General features: G+C 57.5%; 13 protein-coding genes and 1 tRNA gene. 9 read left to right on the plus strand and 5 right to left on the minus strand.

The annotated features are described in order from the left end of the window. The first annotated feature begins 1 nt into the window (after window position 1). The 6 genes from NH195_RS03030 to NH195_RS03055 all read left to right on the plus strand — a co-directional run bounded on the left by NH195_RS03030 (window position 2) and on the right by NH195_RS03055 (window position 7,713). Window positions 2-1,627, plus strand: a complete 1,626-nt coding sequence (locus NH195_RS03030; protein WP_066702861.1) for an aminotransferase class V-fold PLP-dependent enzyme — start codon at window positions 2-4, stop codon at window positions 1,625-1,627. Beyond that, on the plus strand, window positions 1,624-2,925 hold the full coding sequence (locus tag NH195_RS03035) for an NAD(P)/FAD-dependent oxidoreductase (RefSeq protein ID WP_081423758.1): 1,302 nt from the start codon (window positions 1,624-1,626) through the stop codon (window positions 2,923-2,925). The genes NH195_RS03030 and NH195_RS03035 overlap by 4 nt, the downstream gene beginning before the upstream one ends. After that, window positions 2,922-3,416 carry an L-2-amino-thiazoline-4-carboxylic acid hydrolase gene (locus tag NH195_RS03040; protein ID WP_238379679.1) on the plus strand — a complete coding sequence of 165 codons (495 nt, stop codon included), beginning with the start codon at window positions 2,922-2,924 and terminating at the stop codon, window positions 3,414-3,416. Before NH195_RS03035 ends, NH195_RS03040 begins: the two co-directional genes overlap by 4 nt. A gap of 1 nt (window position 3,417) precedes the next feature. Next, entirely contained in the window at window positions 3,418-4,587 is a 1,170-nt protein-coding gene (locus NH195_RS03045) for a M20 aminoacylase family protein (protein ID WP_066702867.1), read from the plus strand. A gap of 428 nt (window positions 4,588-5,015) precedes the next feature. Next, on the plus strand, window positions 5,016-6,371 hold the full coding sequence (locus tag NH195_RS03050; protein ID WP_066702870.1) for a tyrosine-type recombinase/integrase: 1,356 nt from the start codon (window positions 5,016-5,018) through the stop codon (window positions 6,369-6,371). A gap of 178 nt (window positions 6,372-6,549) precedes the next feature. Continuing rightward, window positions 6,550-7,713, plus strand: coding sequence for an AAA family ATPase (locus NH195_RS03055; protein WP_081423760.1), 1,164 nt, complete (start codon window positions 6,550-6,552; stop codon window positions 7,711-7,713). On the opposite strand, the gene NH195_RS03060 is transcribed toward NH195_RS03055, so the two are convergent. Continuing rightward, the gene (locus NH195_RS03060) at window positions 7,710-7,976 is read right to left on the minus strand and encodes a hypothetical protein (RefSeq protein ID WP_066702880.1); all 267 of its coding nucleotides are present in this window, start codon (window positions 7,974-7,976) and stop codon (window positions 7,710-7,712) included. The two genes, NH195_RS03055 and NH195_RS03060, sit on opposite strands and share 4 nt — an antisense overlap. Before the next feature lie 92 nt (window positions 7,977-8,068). Here NH195_RS03060 and NH195_RS21065 point away from each other — a divergent pair, with 92 nt between their 5' ends. Further along, on the plus strand, window positions 8,069-9,268 hold the full coding sequence (locus NH195_RS21065; RefSeq protein ID WP_155846060.1) for a MobA/MobL family protein: 1,200 nt from the start codon (window positions 8,069-8,071) through the stop codon (window positions 9,266-9,268). 48 nt (window positions 9,269-9,316) lie between these two features. Here the strand turns inward: NH195_RS21065 and NH195_RS03075 are convergent, their stop codons facing one another. Continuing rightward, entirely contained in the window at window positions 9,317-9,508 is a 192-nt protein-coding gene (locus NH195_RS03075) for a hypothetical protein (protein WP_066702886.1), read from the minus strand. Window positions 9,509-9,551: 43 nt separating this feature from the next. Continuing rightward, a complete protein-coding gene (locus NH195_RS21635) occupies window positions 9,552-9,917 on the minus strand; it encodes a helix-turn-helix transcriptional regulator (RefSeq protein ID WP_238379680.1) in 366 nt (121 codons plus the stop codon). A 186-nt stretch (window positions 9,918-10,103) separates the two neighbouring features. Here NH195_RS21635 and NH195_RS03085 point away from each other — a divergent pair, with 186 nt between their 5' ends. Next, window positions 10,104-11,777, plus strand: coding sequence for an ATP-dependent nuclease (locus tag NH195_RS03085; RefSeq protein WP_155846061.1), 1,674 nt, complete (start codon window positions 10,104-10,106; stop codon window positions 11,775-11,777). Window positions 11,778-11,916: 139 nt separating this feature from the next. Here the strand turns inward: NH195_RS03085 and NH195_RS03090 are convergent. Continuing rightward, window positions 11,917-11,993: transfer RNA gene (locus NH195_RS03090), tRNA-Met, on the minus strand. A gap of 163 nt (window positions 11,994-12,156) precedes the next feature. On the opposite strand from NH195_RS03090, the gene NH195_RS03095 reads away from it, so the two are divergent. Further along, on the plus strand, window positions 12,157-15,741 hold the full coding sequence (locus tag NH195_RS03095) for a hydantoinase B/oxoprolinase family protein (RefSeq protein WP_066702889.1): 3,585 nt from the start codon (window positions 12,157-12,159) through the stop codon (window positions 15,739-15,741). 94 nt (window positions 15,742-15,835) lie between these two features. On the opposite strand, the gene NH195_RS03100 is transcribed toward NH195_RS03095, so the two are convergent. Further along, window positions 15,836-17,029, minus strand: coding sequence for a serine hydrolase domain-containing protein (locus tag NH195_RS03100; RefSeq protein WP_066702894.1), 1,194 nt, complete (start codon window positions 17,027-17,029; stop codon window positions 15,836-15,838). Window positions 17,030-17,046: the final 17 nt, after the last annotated feature.

A 17,046-nucleotide genomic window follows, 5' to 3' on the forward strand; every position in this document is an offset into this window, starting at 1 on the left:
GATGTCACTGGAATTTAAAGATATCCGCAGCGCTCTGATCGGCGAGGGGGCGGCGATGTCCGGCCCCTTTGGGCCACGTGCCCTGATCTATGCGGATTATGTTGCCTCCGGCCGTGCGCTTGGCTTTATCGAAGACGCGATCCGCACCCATGTTCTGCCTTACTATGGCAACACCCACACCGAGACCTCCTTTGTCGGGCGCCGCACCACGCAACTGCGCGAAATGGCGCGCGAGGCGGTGCGCACGGCGGTCGATGCGGACGAGAACCACGCGGTGATCTTCACCGGCTCTGGTGCGACCGGCGCGGTCGACAAGCTGGTGCGGGCCTTCGCGATGAAAGGTCTCTCTGAGGGGGTCGTTTTTGTCGGTCCCTATGAGCATCACTCCAACGATCTGCCCTGGCGTGAAAGCGGCGCGGAATTGGTGCGCATTCCTTTGAACGCGGCGGGCACGATCTGTCTTGAAGCGCTGGAGCAGGCCCTGAAAGCCCATGCCGACGCGCCGCTCAAGATCGGCGCGTTTTCCGCCGCCTCGAACGTCACCGGCGTGCGCACCGATCTGCGTTCTATTGCCAAGCTGCTCCATGCGCATGAGGCTTTCTGTATCGCCGATTTCGCCGCCGCCGCACCCTATATGCCGGTGGAACTTTCGGCAACCTCTGAGGGCGCAGGTGACCGGATCGACGCGGCTGTGATCTCGCCGCATAAATTCCCGGGCGGTCCGGGGGCTTCCGGTGTGCTGATCGCGGACCGCAGCCTGTTCGACACCGCGCGTCCGACGCTGACGGGCGGTGGCACGGTGAGCTATGTCACCTCCGAAGGCCACAGCTACATAACCGATCCCGAGCACCGCGAAGAGGGTGGTACGCCCGCCATCGTCGACAACATCCGCGCCGGCATGGTGATGCAGCTCAAACGCGATATGGATGAGGCCCGCGTCGAAGCGCGCGAAACCGTCCTGACCCGTCGGATGGAAGACGCGCTGCGCGCCATTCCGGGGATGGAGCTTTTGGGGCCATCGAATGTGCCGCGTCTGGGGATTTTCTCCTTCAACCTGCGGGTCAAAGGCAAGCTCTTGCATCACAACTATGTGGTGGCGCTGCTCAACGATCTCTTCGGCATTCAGGCCCGTGGCGGTTGTTCTTGTGCCGGGCCTTACGGGCACGCTCTGCTCGACATTGACCTGACCACAAGCGCCCGTCACGAGGCCGCCGTGCAGCACGGTCATTCGATCTTCCGTCCCGGCTGGGCACGGTTTGGGGTGAACTGGTTCTTTGAGGACGAGGATGTGGACAAGATCGCCGCGGCGATCCGCTTTGTCGCCGATCACGGTCTCGATATGCTGGCCTATTACCGATTGGACGCCGTCGAGGGCATTTGGCGCGCGACGCCCGCGTTCGAAGACACTTGCCCCTCTGTGCTCTCCGCATTGTGGGAGGGACAGGCCGCCAGCACCGATACCGTACCTGATTTCACCACCTGTCTCGCGCAGGCTGAGGCGCTGGCCGAAACCGCCAAAACCCTGACGTGTTGCAAAGGGCCGGATCTCTCCGCCGAAGAAGAGGCGCTGCGCTGGTTCTGGCTGCCGCAGGAAGTCACCGGTTTGATCCCGGAAGGAGACGCATGATGTCTGTCGAGTTTCCCAAATCCCTCTGGGCCGCCACAGCGCCAGACCGTCCGCTGTCCGCGCCACTTGCAGGCGTCGAGGAAACCGATGTCGCCGTGATCGGCGCGGGGTTCACAGGCCTGTCTGCCGCCATCGAGGCCCGCAAACGCGGCCATGCGGTCACCGTCGTCGAAGGCAAAGCCGCAGGTTGGGGCGCGTCGGGCCGCAACAACGGGCAAGTCATTCCGATCCTGACCACCGCTGAACCCGATGTCTGGGTCTCGCGCTATGGCGAGGCGGGCAAACGCATGGTGCGGCTGATCGGCAACTCGGGCGATGTGCTGTTCGATCTGGTGCGCGAATTCGACATGCAGGCGGAGGCGGAACAGAACGGCTGGTTCCAACCTGCGCATAGCCCCGGACGTGTGAAATTGTCACAAAAACGGGTCGAGGCGTGGCAGCGCTATGGCTTTCCGGCGGAGTTGAAAGACGCGCAACAATGCGCCGACATTCTCGGCACGGACTTCTGGTACGGCGGCATGTTCAACCCGACGGGCGGCCATATCAACCCGCTGGCCCTCGCGCGCGAAATGGCACGGGTGGCGGAACATCTGGGCGCGGTGATCCATGAGGACAGCCCCGTGGTGTCTTATGAGCGGATCGGCTCAGAATGGGTGATCAAGACCGCGCAGGGCACGCTCAAGGCTCGGGCACTGATCCTTGCCACCAACGCCTATACCGGCGAGCTGGCCCCGCGTCTGGCGCCCCGGATTGCGCGCTCTGTCGTGCCGGTTCTGAGTTGGCAAATGGCGACAGAGCCGGTGGGCGACAATCTGCGTCAGAAAATCCTGCCGGGCCGACAGGCGGTTTCCGATACCCGAGGGGATTTGCGGTTTTTCCGTTATGACGCGCGCAATCGGTTGATCACCGGGGGCGCCGTGATGGGGTCCTTTGACGTTGCCAACCGTGTGCGCAAGAAAGCCGCGAAAAGTCTCGCCGAGGCTTTCCCCGAGTTGGGCGTGCCAGAAATGACCCATGTCTGGTCGGGCTATATCGGCATGAACTGGGACCGCTTCCCGCGTGTTCACAAACTCGGCCCCGATGGCTGGGCCTGGGTCGGATGTAACGGGCGCGGCGTCGCGCTTGGCACCTCTTTGGGCCGGGAACTGGCCCGCGCGGCCACAGGTCAGCCCGAAGACGAACTGGCCCTGCCGGTGACCGAGCCGCATCCTTTTCCGGTGCATGGCTTTGTGCGCCGCTTTGCCCCCACCTATCTGGCTTGGCTCAAGCGTCAGGACCACAAGGAAGTGAACCTATGACTGAAGAAAAAAAGATGGACCTGAACGATGTTCCGATCCTGCTGCGCCGCCGGATTGAGGCGATGATCCTCAAACATGTGCTCGACGTGATCACCGAGCGGTCTGGCCGCGAAGAGGCCGAGGCCGTGATCGGGGCTGCCTGTTCCAAATCCGCAATCGAACAAGGCCAGATGCTGGCCGAAGAGCTGGGCCATGCGCCAGACCTGACGGATTTCGCCGCGATCCAGCCGAACTGGACCCGCGAGGATGCACTCAGGATCGAGACCATCGAGATGTCCGAGGACAAGATGGATTTTAACGTGGTGAAATGCCGATACGCGGAGATGTATCAGGAGATGGGGCTGGGCGACATCGGCCATCTGTTGTCCTGCAACCGCGATGGAGATTTCTGCATCGGCTACAACCCGGAGATCGAAATGACCCGGTCTCAGACGATCATGAAAGGCGCAAGCCACTGCGATTTCCGCTACAGAATGAAGAAGGAGGCCTGAGATGGCTGTCGAAAATTGGGTCGCCAAACAGGTCGCCGATCTGACGGAGTTCCGCCGCGATTTGCATATGAACCCCGAGCTTTTGTATGACGTGGAGCGCACGGCGCAGAAGGTGGCCGAGGCGCTCCGTGCCGCGGGCGTTGATGAGGTCCATGAGGGCATCGGCAAGACCGGCGTGGTCGGGGTGATCCGGGGACAAAGCAATGTGTCCGGGCGCAGCATCGGTCTGCGCGCCGATATGGATGCTCTTCCTATCATTGAGGAAACCGGCAAGCCCTACGCCTCGCAAATTCCTGGCAAGATGCACGCCTGTGGGCATGACGGTCACACGACGATGCTTTTGGGCGCGGCGCGGCATCTGGCGGAAAGCCGGGCCTTTGACGGGACTGTGGTGGTGATCTTCCAACCTGCCGAAGAGGGCGGCGCGGGCGCGCGGGCGATGATCGAAGACGGGCTGTTCACCCGCTGGCCCTGTAACGAGGTCTACGGCATGCACAACCGCCCGAACCTGCCTGTTGGGCAGTTCACCATCAATTCGGGTCCGATCATGGGCTCTGTCGATGAGGTGAAAATTACCATCACCGGACGTGGCGGTCATGCGGCCCGGCCCGAACAGACCATCGACCCGCTGCCCATCGCGGGCGCGCTGTTGCAGGCGGTTCAGACGCTGACGTCGCGCAATATGGACCCGATCGACAGCGCGGTGATTTCGCTCTGCACCATTCAGGCCGGAAATGCCTTCAACGTCATCCCGCAGGACGTGACCATGACCGGCACGGTGCGCACATTGCGCGAAGAGGTGCGTGACATGATCGAGGAACGCTTGACCGTCATGGTCGAGCACATCGCGGTGGCTTACGGCGCGGTGGGCAAGACCGAGTACACGCGCCACTATCCGGTGACCGTGAACCACGCGCGCGAAACCGAGTTGGCGGCGAAAGTGGCGCAGGAGGTGGCGGGCGTCGAGAATGTCCATCTCGATATGCCGCAGACGCTGGGCGGGGAGGATTTCTCCTTCATGCTCAACGAGGTGCCCGGTGCGATGATCAATGTCGGCAACGGCCCGTCGGCGGCGCTGCATCACCCGAAATACGATTTTAACGACGATGTGATCGCCTGGGGGAGTTCCTATTGGACGACCTTGGTGCGCCAACGTCTTCCGCTCGGTTGAGAGCATATCCACAAGAGCCAAGACGCGCCGGGCCAGACAGGGCGGCGCGTTTTCTATTGGATAAACACAATTCGATCTGGTTTCGCCACGTAGCGATAGACTGCGTTTTAGAGATGTTAGGGGATATGGTAGCGGAGGAGGGACTTGAACCCCCGACACGCGGATTATGATTCCGCCGTAGGGCTTTTGACTTGTAAGCAGTCCTGCGCCGGGATTGAGCTGATTGAGACAAATTGAGACGTTCAAGGTGCTGATAAAAAATGTAATTTTTGCGCTTTGGCGTGCTTTCGTGGCAACAGAAGTTGTCTCAAAGAGTGTCAGGCGTTCTTAGGAAATCTAACGACATTTGCAGTCCCGCGCAGTCCCATTCTGGATTCTGCCAAGTCGCCAAAATCGTTCTTGCACCAACCAAAATGCAAGGAACGAACATGAAGAAAGAGATCACTGATCGCACTGCACGAAACGCCGAAATTCGAGCAAAGCGATATCACATCAAAGATACGAAGGTTGAGGGCTTTACACTCCGAGTAATGCCCAGTGGAACAAAAACCATGGCTGCGATGGTTCGGAATCATCAAGGCAAGATGATAACGAAGACCATCGGTCGATACCCAGAGATGAGTATTAAAGAAGGTCGGGAGCGGTGTCGGAAAATTGCATATGGCCTGAAATACGGCGGTGATGATTTCAAAATGCCGGTGGGTGTCGAGAAAGGTGATATTACCGAGCTCAAACAGCTCTTGGACGAAGTTCAGCCAATCTTCGCGGTAAGCAAAAAGGGTTGGCGGCCGCGTGGCGGACCGAATTCAAAGCCGAATATGCGCAGCACAATTGAGCGCGTGTTTGCAAGTCTGCTGGACAAACCCGTTTCAGAAATTTCCGAAACTGATCTCGCAGCATGTGCAAACACCTATAAAGCGATGCGTCCGCTGACCGGAAAGACCAGTGCTAATGGTCAGGTGTCGCGGGCGATCGCCTATCTCAACCCAGTGTTTGATTGGGCCGCTGGGCGAGGACAATTTGCGGCCATTGGTGCTGGTCGGCTCCAAAAAATCGACGCTCCTAATGTTCATCTTGTGCATGATCCATCTCATGACGACCCGAGCATCAAAGGTATTCGTGAGCGTGTTCTGTCAGAGATGGAGCTGTCTAAGGTCCTTCCTTTGCTAACATATCCCGCACATACGCGATTGCGTCGAAGGAATCTCCTGCCGGAAAAGGATTTCGGTCCGATTGCAATGAAGTTCATCTTCCTGACTCTTGCGCGTGTCAGCGAAGTGTCGAACGCGCGGTGGTGCGATGTTGATTTTAGGAGCGGTGTTTGGACACGAATGGTCAAGGCAAAGGGTGGTGCTTCGAGGCGGGATGATTTGCCGTTGTCGCGGGCGGCATTGGAGCTGTTGAAGTCATTGCCGGGCTACACATGTTCGGACCGGGAAAGCTACATTTTCCCAAACCGCAACGGCGGGAAATTGTCAAACTGGGCAAGAACGAGTGAGGCAATTTTCCAAGCCAGCGGGACCAGAAGCTGGACGCGCCACGATGTGCGTCGGACCGGATCTACCCTGCTTTTAGAGCTGGAAACTCCGATTGAGACCATTGATGCAATCTTAGCGCATTCGGACCCTCTGGCAAAAACTAAGGCAAGTGGCTCAGCGAAACATTATTTGTCGGCAGTTCGGGTTTTGAAAAGCTCTGAGGACAAACGGGTCGTGGCGTTAACCTTATTGGCCGAAGCATACGACTACATCGTATCGGGCACTGAACAAAGAAAGTTTGCATAGGAAAGCCGGACGGACGGACGCCCCCCTTCTTAGGGGGGCGTCCGTCCGTCCGGTTCCTCCTTATGAAAAAATCGCAAGAATGATTTTTGCATTTCAGCATGCGGCACAAAGTTATTCGTGGGCGCCAATTGCTCCCGGCGAACAACCAAAATTTTAACCAATCAAATGAGGAAAATTAGTGAAAACCTCCAATAAAAACAAAACTCAAGATCCGATTGAATTGCCGATCTACAAAGGTAGCGTTGCCATCCCTGCCAACAGTTTCACGCCGAACTCATACCGACCGTATATTGTAAAAGATCTGCTTCTGGCCCGACAAGTCAGCATGGTGGCGGGAGAGTCGAACCTTGGCAAGTCTGCGATTGTAGCCGGGCTTGCCGCTCATGTTGCGATGGGGCGCGACTTCGGCGGGATGAAAGTTGTTCGGACTGCGGTTCTCTATGTCGCTGCCGAGGACCCAGAAGGCGTTCTGGAACGCGCTTACCCGTACATGAGCGATGCACCTGACGGTGCCGCGATCTTCTCAGTGCTTGGTGAGGTGCCGGATATGACGGACCCGCGCGAATTTAGCGCTTTTAAAGACTATGTTGAACAGTTTGTGGCGCATCATGACGTTGAACGCCTCCTCATCGTATTCGATACATTCAGCCTCAGTATCGGCGATGCCGAAGAGAACCACACGCCTTCCATGACGAAGGTTATCCGTCATGCTCATCAGCTCGCAAGGTCCACAGGAGCGCATGTTCTGTTTGTCCACCATGTTGGTATAGGCGACAAAAGCCGCGGTCGAGGAAGTTCCGCCATCACGGCGTCGGTAGATACACTACTCATGCTCGAAAAAGCACAAGATGAAACTGGTGAAGTCGTGATGCTGCATCAACGCAAGCAGCGACGAGTCCGCAAAGGAAAACCGCTCGCTTTCCGAGTAAAAGCTTTTCAGGCGGGTATAGATCAAGACGGCGATGTGTTCACTGTGCCTATGGCCGTGCCTCTCAGTGAAGATGCGACATTGGCGGTTCGCAAAACTCAGTCGACTAAGAGAAGCGAGAAGCCAAGTGCTTCGAGCGCACGCGCCGCCGAGGTCTTGGGGCTTCTAAAAAAGATGGCAGAGAAGGATCCTCAGAAATGGCATAGTCGGCAGCGGCTCGGTGAGCTTGTGGGCGGGCCTTTTAATGAAGTGCGCAGCAACAATGACACGCTCCGCAAAGCGGTCTCCCGTGCAGTCGAAACCTTGTTGAAATCGGGAGGGATTGAGCAAGGCATATGCGGAGGATACCGCTACGTGGACCCCTTCGCTGTGATCGAAGAGAATGGGGAAGGTGAAATCCCAACGCTACATTAGCTGCGGGTTTGCCCGCGAGTTCTTGGAACCCCTGTATTCCGATGCGCCTCCTGATCAGGGGGCGTTTTCCGTTTGTGCTCTTGGATGCGCTCGACAAACAGATCGACGATCTCGTTTCCTACACGGTCCAAGACATCCGGCGCGATATTTCTTAGGTTGATGTCCAACATCCGATGCTTTCGGCAGTAGATTGCAAGCATCGTCAGCACTTGGCCGTTTTGCTTTCGCTTGTCTGCCAATATGTCCAGTTTTTTCGATTCCATGGTCAGTTTCCTATTTCCTTGCCGAAGGGAGATAGGGAAGGCGCACAACGGATAAAAACATGGTTTTTATCCACGCCACCCTCGCGGAATAGATGGCACTGTTTTCTTTTCGGCATTCGGTAAAGACATTCTCGGAGAAGCGTACGGTTGAATCCCGTGCAGCAAAGCCGGGCCAGACAGCGGCCCATCTTCGCTACATCACCCGGCCCAAGGCCGCGCGTGTGGTGATGCAGGAACGACTTTCTGGCGACACCCGCCCCATGACTGCCTTCCTTGCCGAAGAAGAGGCTCAGAGGCGTAAGGGACGCGTCTGTGAGCGCTTTGTCATCGCTTTGCCGGTCGAGGCCAGCACGACGCAGAGAGAGGCGCTGGTGCGTGCATTTGCCGAGCGACTGACCAAGGGTGTTGCTGGGTTTGTCGCGGCAATCCATGACCAGCACGGCAATGACACAAGGAACCCCCACGCGCATTTCGTGTTCTTCGATGTGCAGCAGAAAACGGGCGGGCGGGGCAGGCCGAAAAGCACGCTTGGCCTTGCCCGCAAAAACGCTATCGAAGGCGCTGCGAAAATGTGGGCCGAACTTCATAACGAGATGATGCGAGGCTGGGGCTTTGGCCCGACATCAGAGATCAGCCACCTGTCTTACGCAGAGCGAGGTATCGACCGAATTCCAACTATTCACGAAGGGGCAAGCGCCCGCGTAAAGCCCGAGGCCATGAGGAAAAGCAAAGAAAATTGGAAGCATGTCGATCAGGGCCACACTCGTGCCGAGGCAAATGCGATCATCCGGGAAATCAACAAACTGAAACAGGAGCAGGAAAATGCAGGAACCATTCGACTGGGAAAAAGCAATGGAGACAACCCGGCGCAGCGCAGCGGCTGCGTCTCAGAACAGCGAGAACTCGGTAGCGGGGATGGCCAAATTGCTGCGAGAAATCGACCGCCATTCGATCAGTCAAGGCAAACTAACAAAAGCAGTTCAAGAGTTGGAAGCGAGGCAATCAAAACAGCTCGCGGCAATCCAAGCGCGTCTCAACAGTGCCCAGGGCGACAGCCGCCCTTTTTGGCGACTGCCTCTCTTGGGTTTGCTCGCAGTCTTCGTCGTGGGCGTCGTGTTCGGCGGATTTATCGTGAGCTGATTATGTTGCGCGATACATTGAAGGCGCGACTTTTGCTAAATGAGAAGCAACGCCGCTTGCTCTCAACCGCCAACGACAGGGAAAATCGCCGCACACCCAAAACGACAAAGCCCCGCGAGAGCGGGGCAGAGCGTGGGAGGAGAGGGCGTTAATTCGATTACCTGTTTCTATTGCCCCAGATCTCTTGGAGCCTTGGGGTTTTATGAGTGAGCTATCATAAAAAGGCTATCGAAGTATAAGTCTCGCACATGACCCTTTTCGGCTTTCGCGCCTTCAATTGTCGCTTCGAGCATAGAGACTGCTCCTTTTAGATCGCGTTCGTCGATGAGTTGGGCGAGTGCCAGTTTGATGCCTGCGGCTTCGGCGGAGGTAATGTTGGAGAAGTGGTTCATATTCATCCTTGGTTTTAATGTCTTCTTTGAATGGTGCGTCTGGTCACGCAGCCATCGGCATATCGGGATCAATGATCTTGTTGATGTCTGAGATGCGCCAGCGAGATGAGCCGCCCAGTTTAATTGGCTCCGGGAAGTCGCCGCGTTGAATGTCTCGGTAAATGCTTGCCCGGGAGCGGCACAAAGCCGTACAAACGGTTTTGATATCAACAAGTTGGTTGGGAAATGGGTTCGATTTCATAGAGCTTCCTTTCTTGGCTATATCAATGGGTATAGACACGCAGATCGCTGCGCCAAGGGCTGGGCGAAAAAAAATGAAAAGTCTGCTTGCGCGGGAGCGGCAAAGGGTTGCGCAGACTGTCTTGATGTCGACAAGTTGATCTACAGTTTGGATGGGCATGATTTTCATAGCTTTCCTGTTATTTTCGTGGGTTGGGAAAGCGATATTGGCACTTTACGCAAAAGCTGAAGGGCCAGTTTTTGAAAAATTCTCTGTTGTTAGGCTAACGCTCTATACTTGCTTGGAAAATACTTCGTAATGTAAAGCATTTGTAATCTCATTTAGAGAAAGAAATTCGAGTTTTTGGAGGCAAATGTGGTAGATAAACCGACAGTTTCGATATCCGAAATTACCTTCTCTGGGGGGCAGACTTACCAGATGAAAGCGAACGAGAAGATCATTCTCGTAGGCCCAAACAACAGCGGCAAATCACAGACACTCCGTGAAATTATCGAAATTGTAGGCTCCTCTACAAAGAAACAGCATTTTGTTGTTAAAGACCTAAAACTTGAAAAGGTTGGTTCGTCGAGAGATCTGCAAGAATTTCTCGATGAAGAGGCTTCTCTTGTCGGTGAAACGTATCGCTTTCAGGACTGGAATTTTCATGCGAATTTCGTGCGTCTGTGGGATCAGAAGATGCTTACGAATGGGCTTGCGCCGGGATTTTTCAAGAAGATTGATGCAAATGACCGCCTGAAAATAAGTGAGCAACAAAAAAGTATCGGAGACAAGGACCCAAAATCAAAACCTCAGCATGTGCTTTACGATAGTGAAGAACTCATGAAGCGCATCAGTGAACTTTTCCGTAAAGCATTTGGGAAAGAACTCATGATTAATTTCAGAGGCGGTAGTATGATTCCTATACATGTTGGCAACAAGCCGCCTGCTAATCTGACTAATCAAGTGAGTGATGCATACGTCCAAGCTGTGAAGGCTAACCCTCTTCTGGATGAGCAGGGAGATGGGATGAAAAGCTATGCTGGGATTCTTTTCGAGGCCGTAGTGGCCAACCTCGATGTGACGCTTCTTGATGAGCCAGAAGCCTTCCTTCATCCGCCTCAAATGCGTCGGCTTGGGGAAACCCTTGCCGCCGAAGTTGCAGGGCAGTTGATCGTGGCAACCCATAGCAGCGATATTATGAGAGGGTTCCTCGAAGGAACGAAGGGGAATGTCCGTATTTTGCGGATTCGCCGAGACGGTGAGAAGAACTTCGTTTCTGAGGCCTCATCTGATGCGATTCAAGAGCTTTGGGCGAGGCCTGTCCTTAGATATTCGAATGCGTTAGATGGTATCTTCCACGAACAAACGATCCTGTGTGAGGATGACAGTGATTGTCGGCTAATTAACGCCATGGCAGATCACTTGGCCGCTGGCAAAGAAGCCCAGTGGTTGGATACTGCATATGTTCCATCGGGCGGGAAACATGGGATTCCAAAAATTGCAAACGTTTTGAGGAAAATCGGTGTTCCAATCAAAGCCGTTTTCGATATGGACTTACTTTCAGAAGGTAATCTCATGGAAGAGGCGGTGAGAGCCTTTGGAGGGGATTGGGATGAACTGTCTGCAATTTGGGAAAGATTGGATAGCGCTGTCCGTCAGGGGCAGAAGCCCAAAACAAACGCAGCAATAAAGGCGGATATTGACGCACTATTTGAAGGTGTAGGTGATGATGGGGCGTTGCCTCGCGGTGATATTCAAGAAGCTTTGAAGCAGAACAAACCTTGGAATGCTGTCAAAAGATATGGTTGCGATGGTTTTCCTAATGGGGATGCGCAAAAAAATTATTTGAAGTTGAAAAAGAGCCTTGAAGAAATCGGAATCTATTTGGTCCCCGTTGGCGAAACCGAGAATTTCTGCCGCGAACTGGGATCTCATGGGCCGAAGTTCGTAAATAGATTGCTTTCAGATATTCCGCTTGATGACCCAAGATTAAGTAAGCTGAGAGATTTTGTGAAAGAAGTTCACCAAGGTGCACACAGTCCAATTTAGACAGGAACAGCAGCTTTTCATTATTGTGAGCGTGAATTAGGCTTAAAGGGCGGGGTGCAGTCCCATTGCAGTCCCGTCCACCAGAACGCAAGAGCGATTATGGTCACGGCGCACAAGTGCCTAATTTGAAAGGGGTATATGGTAGCGGAGGAGGGACTTGAACCCCCGACACGCGGATTATGATTCCGCTGCTCTAACCAACTGAGCTACTCCGCCGAAGTGCCGCGTAGATAGATGGAGCGACTGCGGGGGTCAAGAGGGATTTCGACGAAATCCGGCAGAAAATTCGGCTCAGAGCCACGCCCGCGATCCTCACCCCGTCTTGTTGCCCGTGCCACGATCTCCTAACCTCTCGCGACAGGCGAAAAGTGGGGCGGATATGGGCAGCACGGGACAATGGGATTTCTGGATCGACCGGGGCGGCACCTTCACCGATGTGGTGGGGCGCGATCCGGTGGGGCGGCTTCATTCCCACAAGCTCCTGTCGAACAATCCCGAACGCTATCGCGATGCCGCCGAACAGGGGATTCGCGATCTTCTGGGGCTTGCACCCGGCGTGCCGATCCCTGAGCGCGCCATCGGGGCGGTCAAGATGGGCACGACGGTGGCCACCAACGCGCTTCTGGAGCGCAAGGGCGAGCAGGTGCTTTTGCTGATCACCGAGGGCTTTCGCGACCTGCTGCGCATCGGTTACCAGACACGCCCGGATCTCTTCGCGCTCGAGATCAAGCGCCCGGAATTGCTCTATGAGACTGTTGCGGAGGTGCCGGAGCGGCTGGCTGCCGATGGTTCCGTGGTCACGCCACTCGATGAGCGCGCGGCGCGGGCTGCCCTGCAAGCGGCGTTCGATCGGGGCATCCGCGCCGTCGCCATTGCCTTTCTGCACGCCTATCTCGAACCCGCGCATGAAATCCGCGTTGCGGAGATCGCGCGCCAGATCGGCTATACACAAGTCTCCACCTCGCATGAGACCTCACGATTGGCGAAGCTCGTGTCGCGCGGCGACACCACGGTGGTCGATGCCTACCTGTCCCCGATCCTGCGCCGCTATGTCGATCAGGTGGCGGATGCGCTGTCGCTGGGCCATGCCTGCGACCGCCTCCTGTTCATGCAATCCAATGGCGGGCTGACCGATGCGGCGCTGTTTCAGGGCCGCGATGCGATCCTCTCCGGGCCTGCGGGCGGCATCGTCGGCATGGTGCGCACCGGCGAGGCGGCGGGGTTCGACCGGCTTATCGGTTTCGACATGGGAGGCACCTCCACCGACGTGTCGCATTATGCAGGACTTTATGAACGCACCTTCGAGACCGAGGTGGCGGGCGTGCGCTTGCGTGCGCCGATGATGGATATTCACACGGTGGCGGCGGGTGGCGGTTCGATCTGTAGCTTTCGTGACGGGCGGTTTCAGGTCGGCCCCGAAAGCGCGGGGGCCGACCCCGGTCCCGCCGCCTATCGTCGGGGCGGGCCTCTGACGGTCACCGATTGCAATGTCTTTCTGGGCAAGCTCTCTCCCGATCATTTTCCGCATGTTTTTGGACCGGAGGGCAATGAGCCGCTCGACGTTGCGGCGACCCGGCGCGGGTTCGAGGCGCTCACGGCGGAGATCAACGCCGCGACGGGGCAAGAGCTGACGCCCGAAGAGGTGGCCGAAGGTTTCCTGAGGATCGCGGTCGACAATATGGCCAATGCGATCAAGAAAATCTCTGTCGAGCGCGGACACGACGTGTCGCAATATACGCTGCAATGTTTCGGCGGCGCGGGCGGACAACATGCCTGTCTCGTGGCCGATGCGCTCGGCATGACGCAGGTGCTGGTTCATCCCTTTGCCGGGGTGCTTTCGGCCTATGGCATGGGGCTGGCGGACATCCGGGCGCTGCGGGAGGTGCAACTGGATTTGCCGCTCTCCGAGCTGACAGCCGCAGAGGCGGCGCGCGTGTCCCTGGGGGCGGAGGCAGAGGCCGAGGTGGCCGCGCAGGGTGTGGCGCAAATCCGGACGCTGACCCGCGCGCATCTGCGCTACACCGGCTCGCATCAGACGCTCGATGTGCCGTTTGGAACGGTGCCGGAGATGACGGCGGCCTTTGAGGCCGCGCACAAGGCGCGGTTCGGCTTTGCCCCGCCGGGACGGGCCCTGATCCTCGATATGCTGGCCGTGGAGGCGGTGGGGGAAACCGGTGAAACGCCGATGGTGCCGCCGATACATGCGGGAGAGGTCGTGGCCAAAGCGATGATTTCCGTCACTGCGTCGGGCTGGGGCGAGGTGCCGCTTTATGATCGTCTGAGCCTGCCGCGGGGGGCGGAGGTTCATGGCCCGGCGGTCATTTCCGAACCGACCGGAACGAATATGGTTGAACCTGGCTGGGCTGCACGGCTCGACGAGAAAGGCAACCTGATCCTGACTCGTGCCACACCCGCCGCCCGTGCCCGTGCCGCAGGGACGGAAGCCGATCCGATTCTGCTTGAAGTCATGTCGAACCTGTTCATGTCGGTGGCCGATCAGATGGGCGCGACGCTCGCAAACACGTCCTGGTCGGTCAACATCAAGGAGCGTTTCGATTTTTCCTGTGCGGTCTTCGACGCTCAGGGGAGGCTCGTTGCCAATGCGCCGCATGTGCCGGTGCATCTCGGGTCGATGTCCGATTCTGTGCAGACGGTGATTGGGCAGTTTCCCGACGTCGCCGAGGGCGATGCTTTCGTGCTCAATTCGCCCTATCGTGGGGGTACGCATTTGCCGGACATCACTGTGGTGACGCCGGTATTTGTGGACGGAAAACCGGCCTATTGGCTGGGTGCGCGCGGGCATCACGCGGATGTCGGGGGGCGGACACCGGGGTCGTTGCCGCCCGACAGCACGACGCTCAAGGAAGAGGGTGTCGTGATCGAGACCACGCGCATTGTGAGCGCCGGAACATTCGAGGAAGAGAAAATGCGCGCGCTGCTCGCCTCGGGGCGCTATCCGGCGCGCAATATCGACCAGAACATCGCCGATCTTCAGGCGCAGGTGGCCTCGAATGAGACGGGAAAGCAAGCGCTTATGGGCGTTGTCGCCCGCTATGGTGCGGAGGTGGTCACGGCCTATATGCAGCATGTGCAGGACAATGCCGAGGCCTCCGTGCGCGCGGTGATCGACCGGCTCTCAGATGGGGAATTCACCTATCCGATGGACGATGGTGCAGAGATCAAGGTGCGTCTTACGGTCGATGCGACCACCCGCTCGGCGACTGTGGATTTCACAGGCACTTCGCCGCAGCACAAGGGCAATTTCAACGCACCTCTGTCGATCTCGCGCGCTGTGGTTCTCTATGTTTTCCGCACGCTGGTGGGAAAAAACATCCCGCTGAACGAGGGGTGTCTCAAGCCGCTCAACATCATCGTGCCGGAGGGTTCGATGCTCAATCCCGGCGAGGGGGCCGCGGTGATTGCGGGCAACACGGAGGTGTCGCAGGCGGCGTGCAATGCGCTGTTCGGGGCCTTGGGGGTGATCGCCGGTTCGCAGGGGACGATGAATAATTTTGTCTGGGGGAACAATGACTTCCAGAATTATGAAACCATCGCGGGCGGCACGGGGGCGGGACCGGATTTCGATGGCTGTGACGCGGTGCAGTCGCATATGACCAACACCCGTATGACCGATCCCGAAATTCTCGAAGCGCGGTTTCCGGTGCGGCTTCTGGAATTTTCCATCCGTCCGAATTCGGGCGGTCAAGGCGCGCATCATGGCGGTAACGGATTGATCCGAAAGATGGAATTCCTGACGCCGGTGACCGTGACCACGCTCTGTTCGCACCGGCTCATACCGCCTTTCGGCGTCGATGGCGGTGCGCCGGGGAGGGTGGGGCGGAACTCTGCAATCCTGCCGGACGGAACTGAAATTCCGCTTCAGGGCAATGACGAGATCGACCTTCCGGCAGGCGGGATTTTCGTGATGGAAACGCCCGGCGGAGGGGGCTTTGGGGCGGCCTGATCGGCGCCCGAAATCGCTCCGAAATGACTGTCGGCAAAGCGTCGGATTTGTGTCGGACTTTTGTCGGGCACGAAACGCGCAGGGCGCGGCGAGCCTAAGCGCCCGCCAAATCCTCCGCGATCTGCCGGAACATCGCGAGGGTCTCAAGGTTGATCGCGCCATCGCCCACCCGGAAATCCGTGTCGGCGGCGTTCTGGGCGATCACCACGCCCGCGCTCCGGTGGATGTACATGTACTGCCCGTAGATGCCGATGCCGAAGAACTCGCCCGCGCGCGCCTCGGGCGGCAGCCACCATTGCAGGCCATAGCGCAATTGCCCGTCGGGGATTTTTGCGGTCTCGGGATCGGGCAGGGGCGCGGTCTGCTGTGTCATGCGGTCGATCCAGGCCTCGGACACGATCCGCGTGCCGTTCCATGCGCCTTTTTGCAGCATCATCTGGGCAAGGCGGGCATAATCGCGGGTGCTCATGTTGAAACCGCCCGCGACGAAAGGCTCTTGTTCCTCATCGGTGATGACGAAACCACTGTGCTCGAACCCCATGGGGCGGATCACATGGGCGTTCAGCAGGTCGATCATCTTTTGACCGGTCAGCGCCCGGATCATCATGCCGATGACATGGGTGTCGACGGTCACGTAATGCATATAGGTGCCGGGCGGCCATTGCCGGGTGAGCGTGGCGGCGAAATCGTCCATCGAGCCGCCGACACCGATGATCCGACCCATGCGGTTGATGTCGGAATGATAATCGACATAGTCCTCGTTGAAACGCACGCCGCTTGACATGGTGAGCACATCGAGGAGGCGAACACCGTCATAACCGCTGCCCTTGAGCGCGGGCAGATGGTCCTGCACCTCGGCTTCGAGAATGTCGGCGGGGATCAGCCCTTTGTCGATCAGGATGCCGAGGAGTAGTGCTGTGACGCTTTTCGACATGGACCATGAGATATTGCGGTCTTCGGGCCGGGTGCCGTGAAAATACTGCTCGTGACGGATCGCGCCGTCTTTCAGGACGAGAAAGCTTTTGACGTTCCGGTCGATGAAATAGCGGTCGAGATCAACCTGTGTCGTGATCGGCGCTTTCGCCTCGGGCAAGGGGCACGGCGCGGCGGCGGGCATATCGAAGGGCAGGGCGTGAAAGAGCTGGTCGAGATGGGAAAAATTCCAGACGATTTTGCCGGGCGCAAACAGGCTGTTGACCCGCGCGAGCCGTTTGATGCCGGTCATATCTAGCCGGAGGAGGCGGCCACCGATGATTTTCGCGGTGTCGATCAGTGCCGAAGCTTGCATGGCTGTCCCCTGCTGTC

Origin of the sequence: Celeribacter ethanolicus (assembly GCF_001550095.1) — a bacterium.
GTDB classification, from domain to species: Bacteria; Pseudomonadota; Alphaproteobacteria; order Rhodobacterales; family Rhodobacteraceae; genus Celeribacter; species Celeribacter ethanolicus.

Coding starts and splice junctions, on each gene's coding strand:
- NH195_RS03030 (WP_066702861.1), top strand. CDS start 2: ATGTCACTGGAATTTAAAGATATCCGCAGCGCTCTGATCGGCGAGGGG.
- NH195_RS03035 (WP_081423758.1), top strand. CDS start 1,624: ATGATGTCTGTCGAGTTTCCCAAATCCCTCTGGGCCGCCACAGCGCCA.
- NH195_RS03040 (WP_238379679.1), top strand. CDS start 2,922: ATGACTGAAGAAAAAAAGATGGACCTGAACGATGTTCCGATCCTGCTG.
- NH195_RS03045 (WP_066702867.1), top strand. CDS start 3,418: ATGGCTGTCGAAAATTGGGTCGCCAAACAGGTCGCCGATCTGACGGAG.
- NH195_RS03050 (WP_066702870.1), top strand. CDS start 5,016: ATGAAGAAAGAGATCACTGATCGCACTGCACGAAACGCCGAAATTCGA.
- NH195_RS03060 (WP_066702880.1), bottom strand. CDS start 7,976: ATGGAATCGAAAAAACTGGACATATTGGCAGACAAGCGAAAGCAAAAC.
- NH195_RS21065 (WP_155846060.1), top strand. CDS start 8,069: ATGGCACTGTTTTCTTTTCGGCATTCGGTAAAGACATTCTCGGAGAAG.
- NH195_RS03075 (WP_066702886.1), bottom strand. CDS start 9,508: ATGAACCACTTCTCCAACATTACCTCCGCCGAAGCCGCAGGCATCAAA.
- NH195_RS21635 (WP_238379680.1), bottom strand. CDS start 9,917: ATGAAAATCATGCCCATCCAAACTGTAGATCAACTTGTCGACATCAAG.
- NH195_RS03095 (WP_066702889.1), top strand. CDS start 12,157: ATGGGCAGCACGGGACAATGGGATTTCTGGATCGACCGGGGCGGCACC.
- NH195_RS03100 (WP_066702894.1), bottom strand. CDS start 17,029: ATGCAAGCTTCGGCACTGATCGACACCGCGAAAATCATCGGTGGCCGC.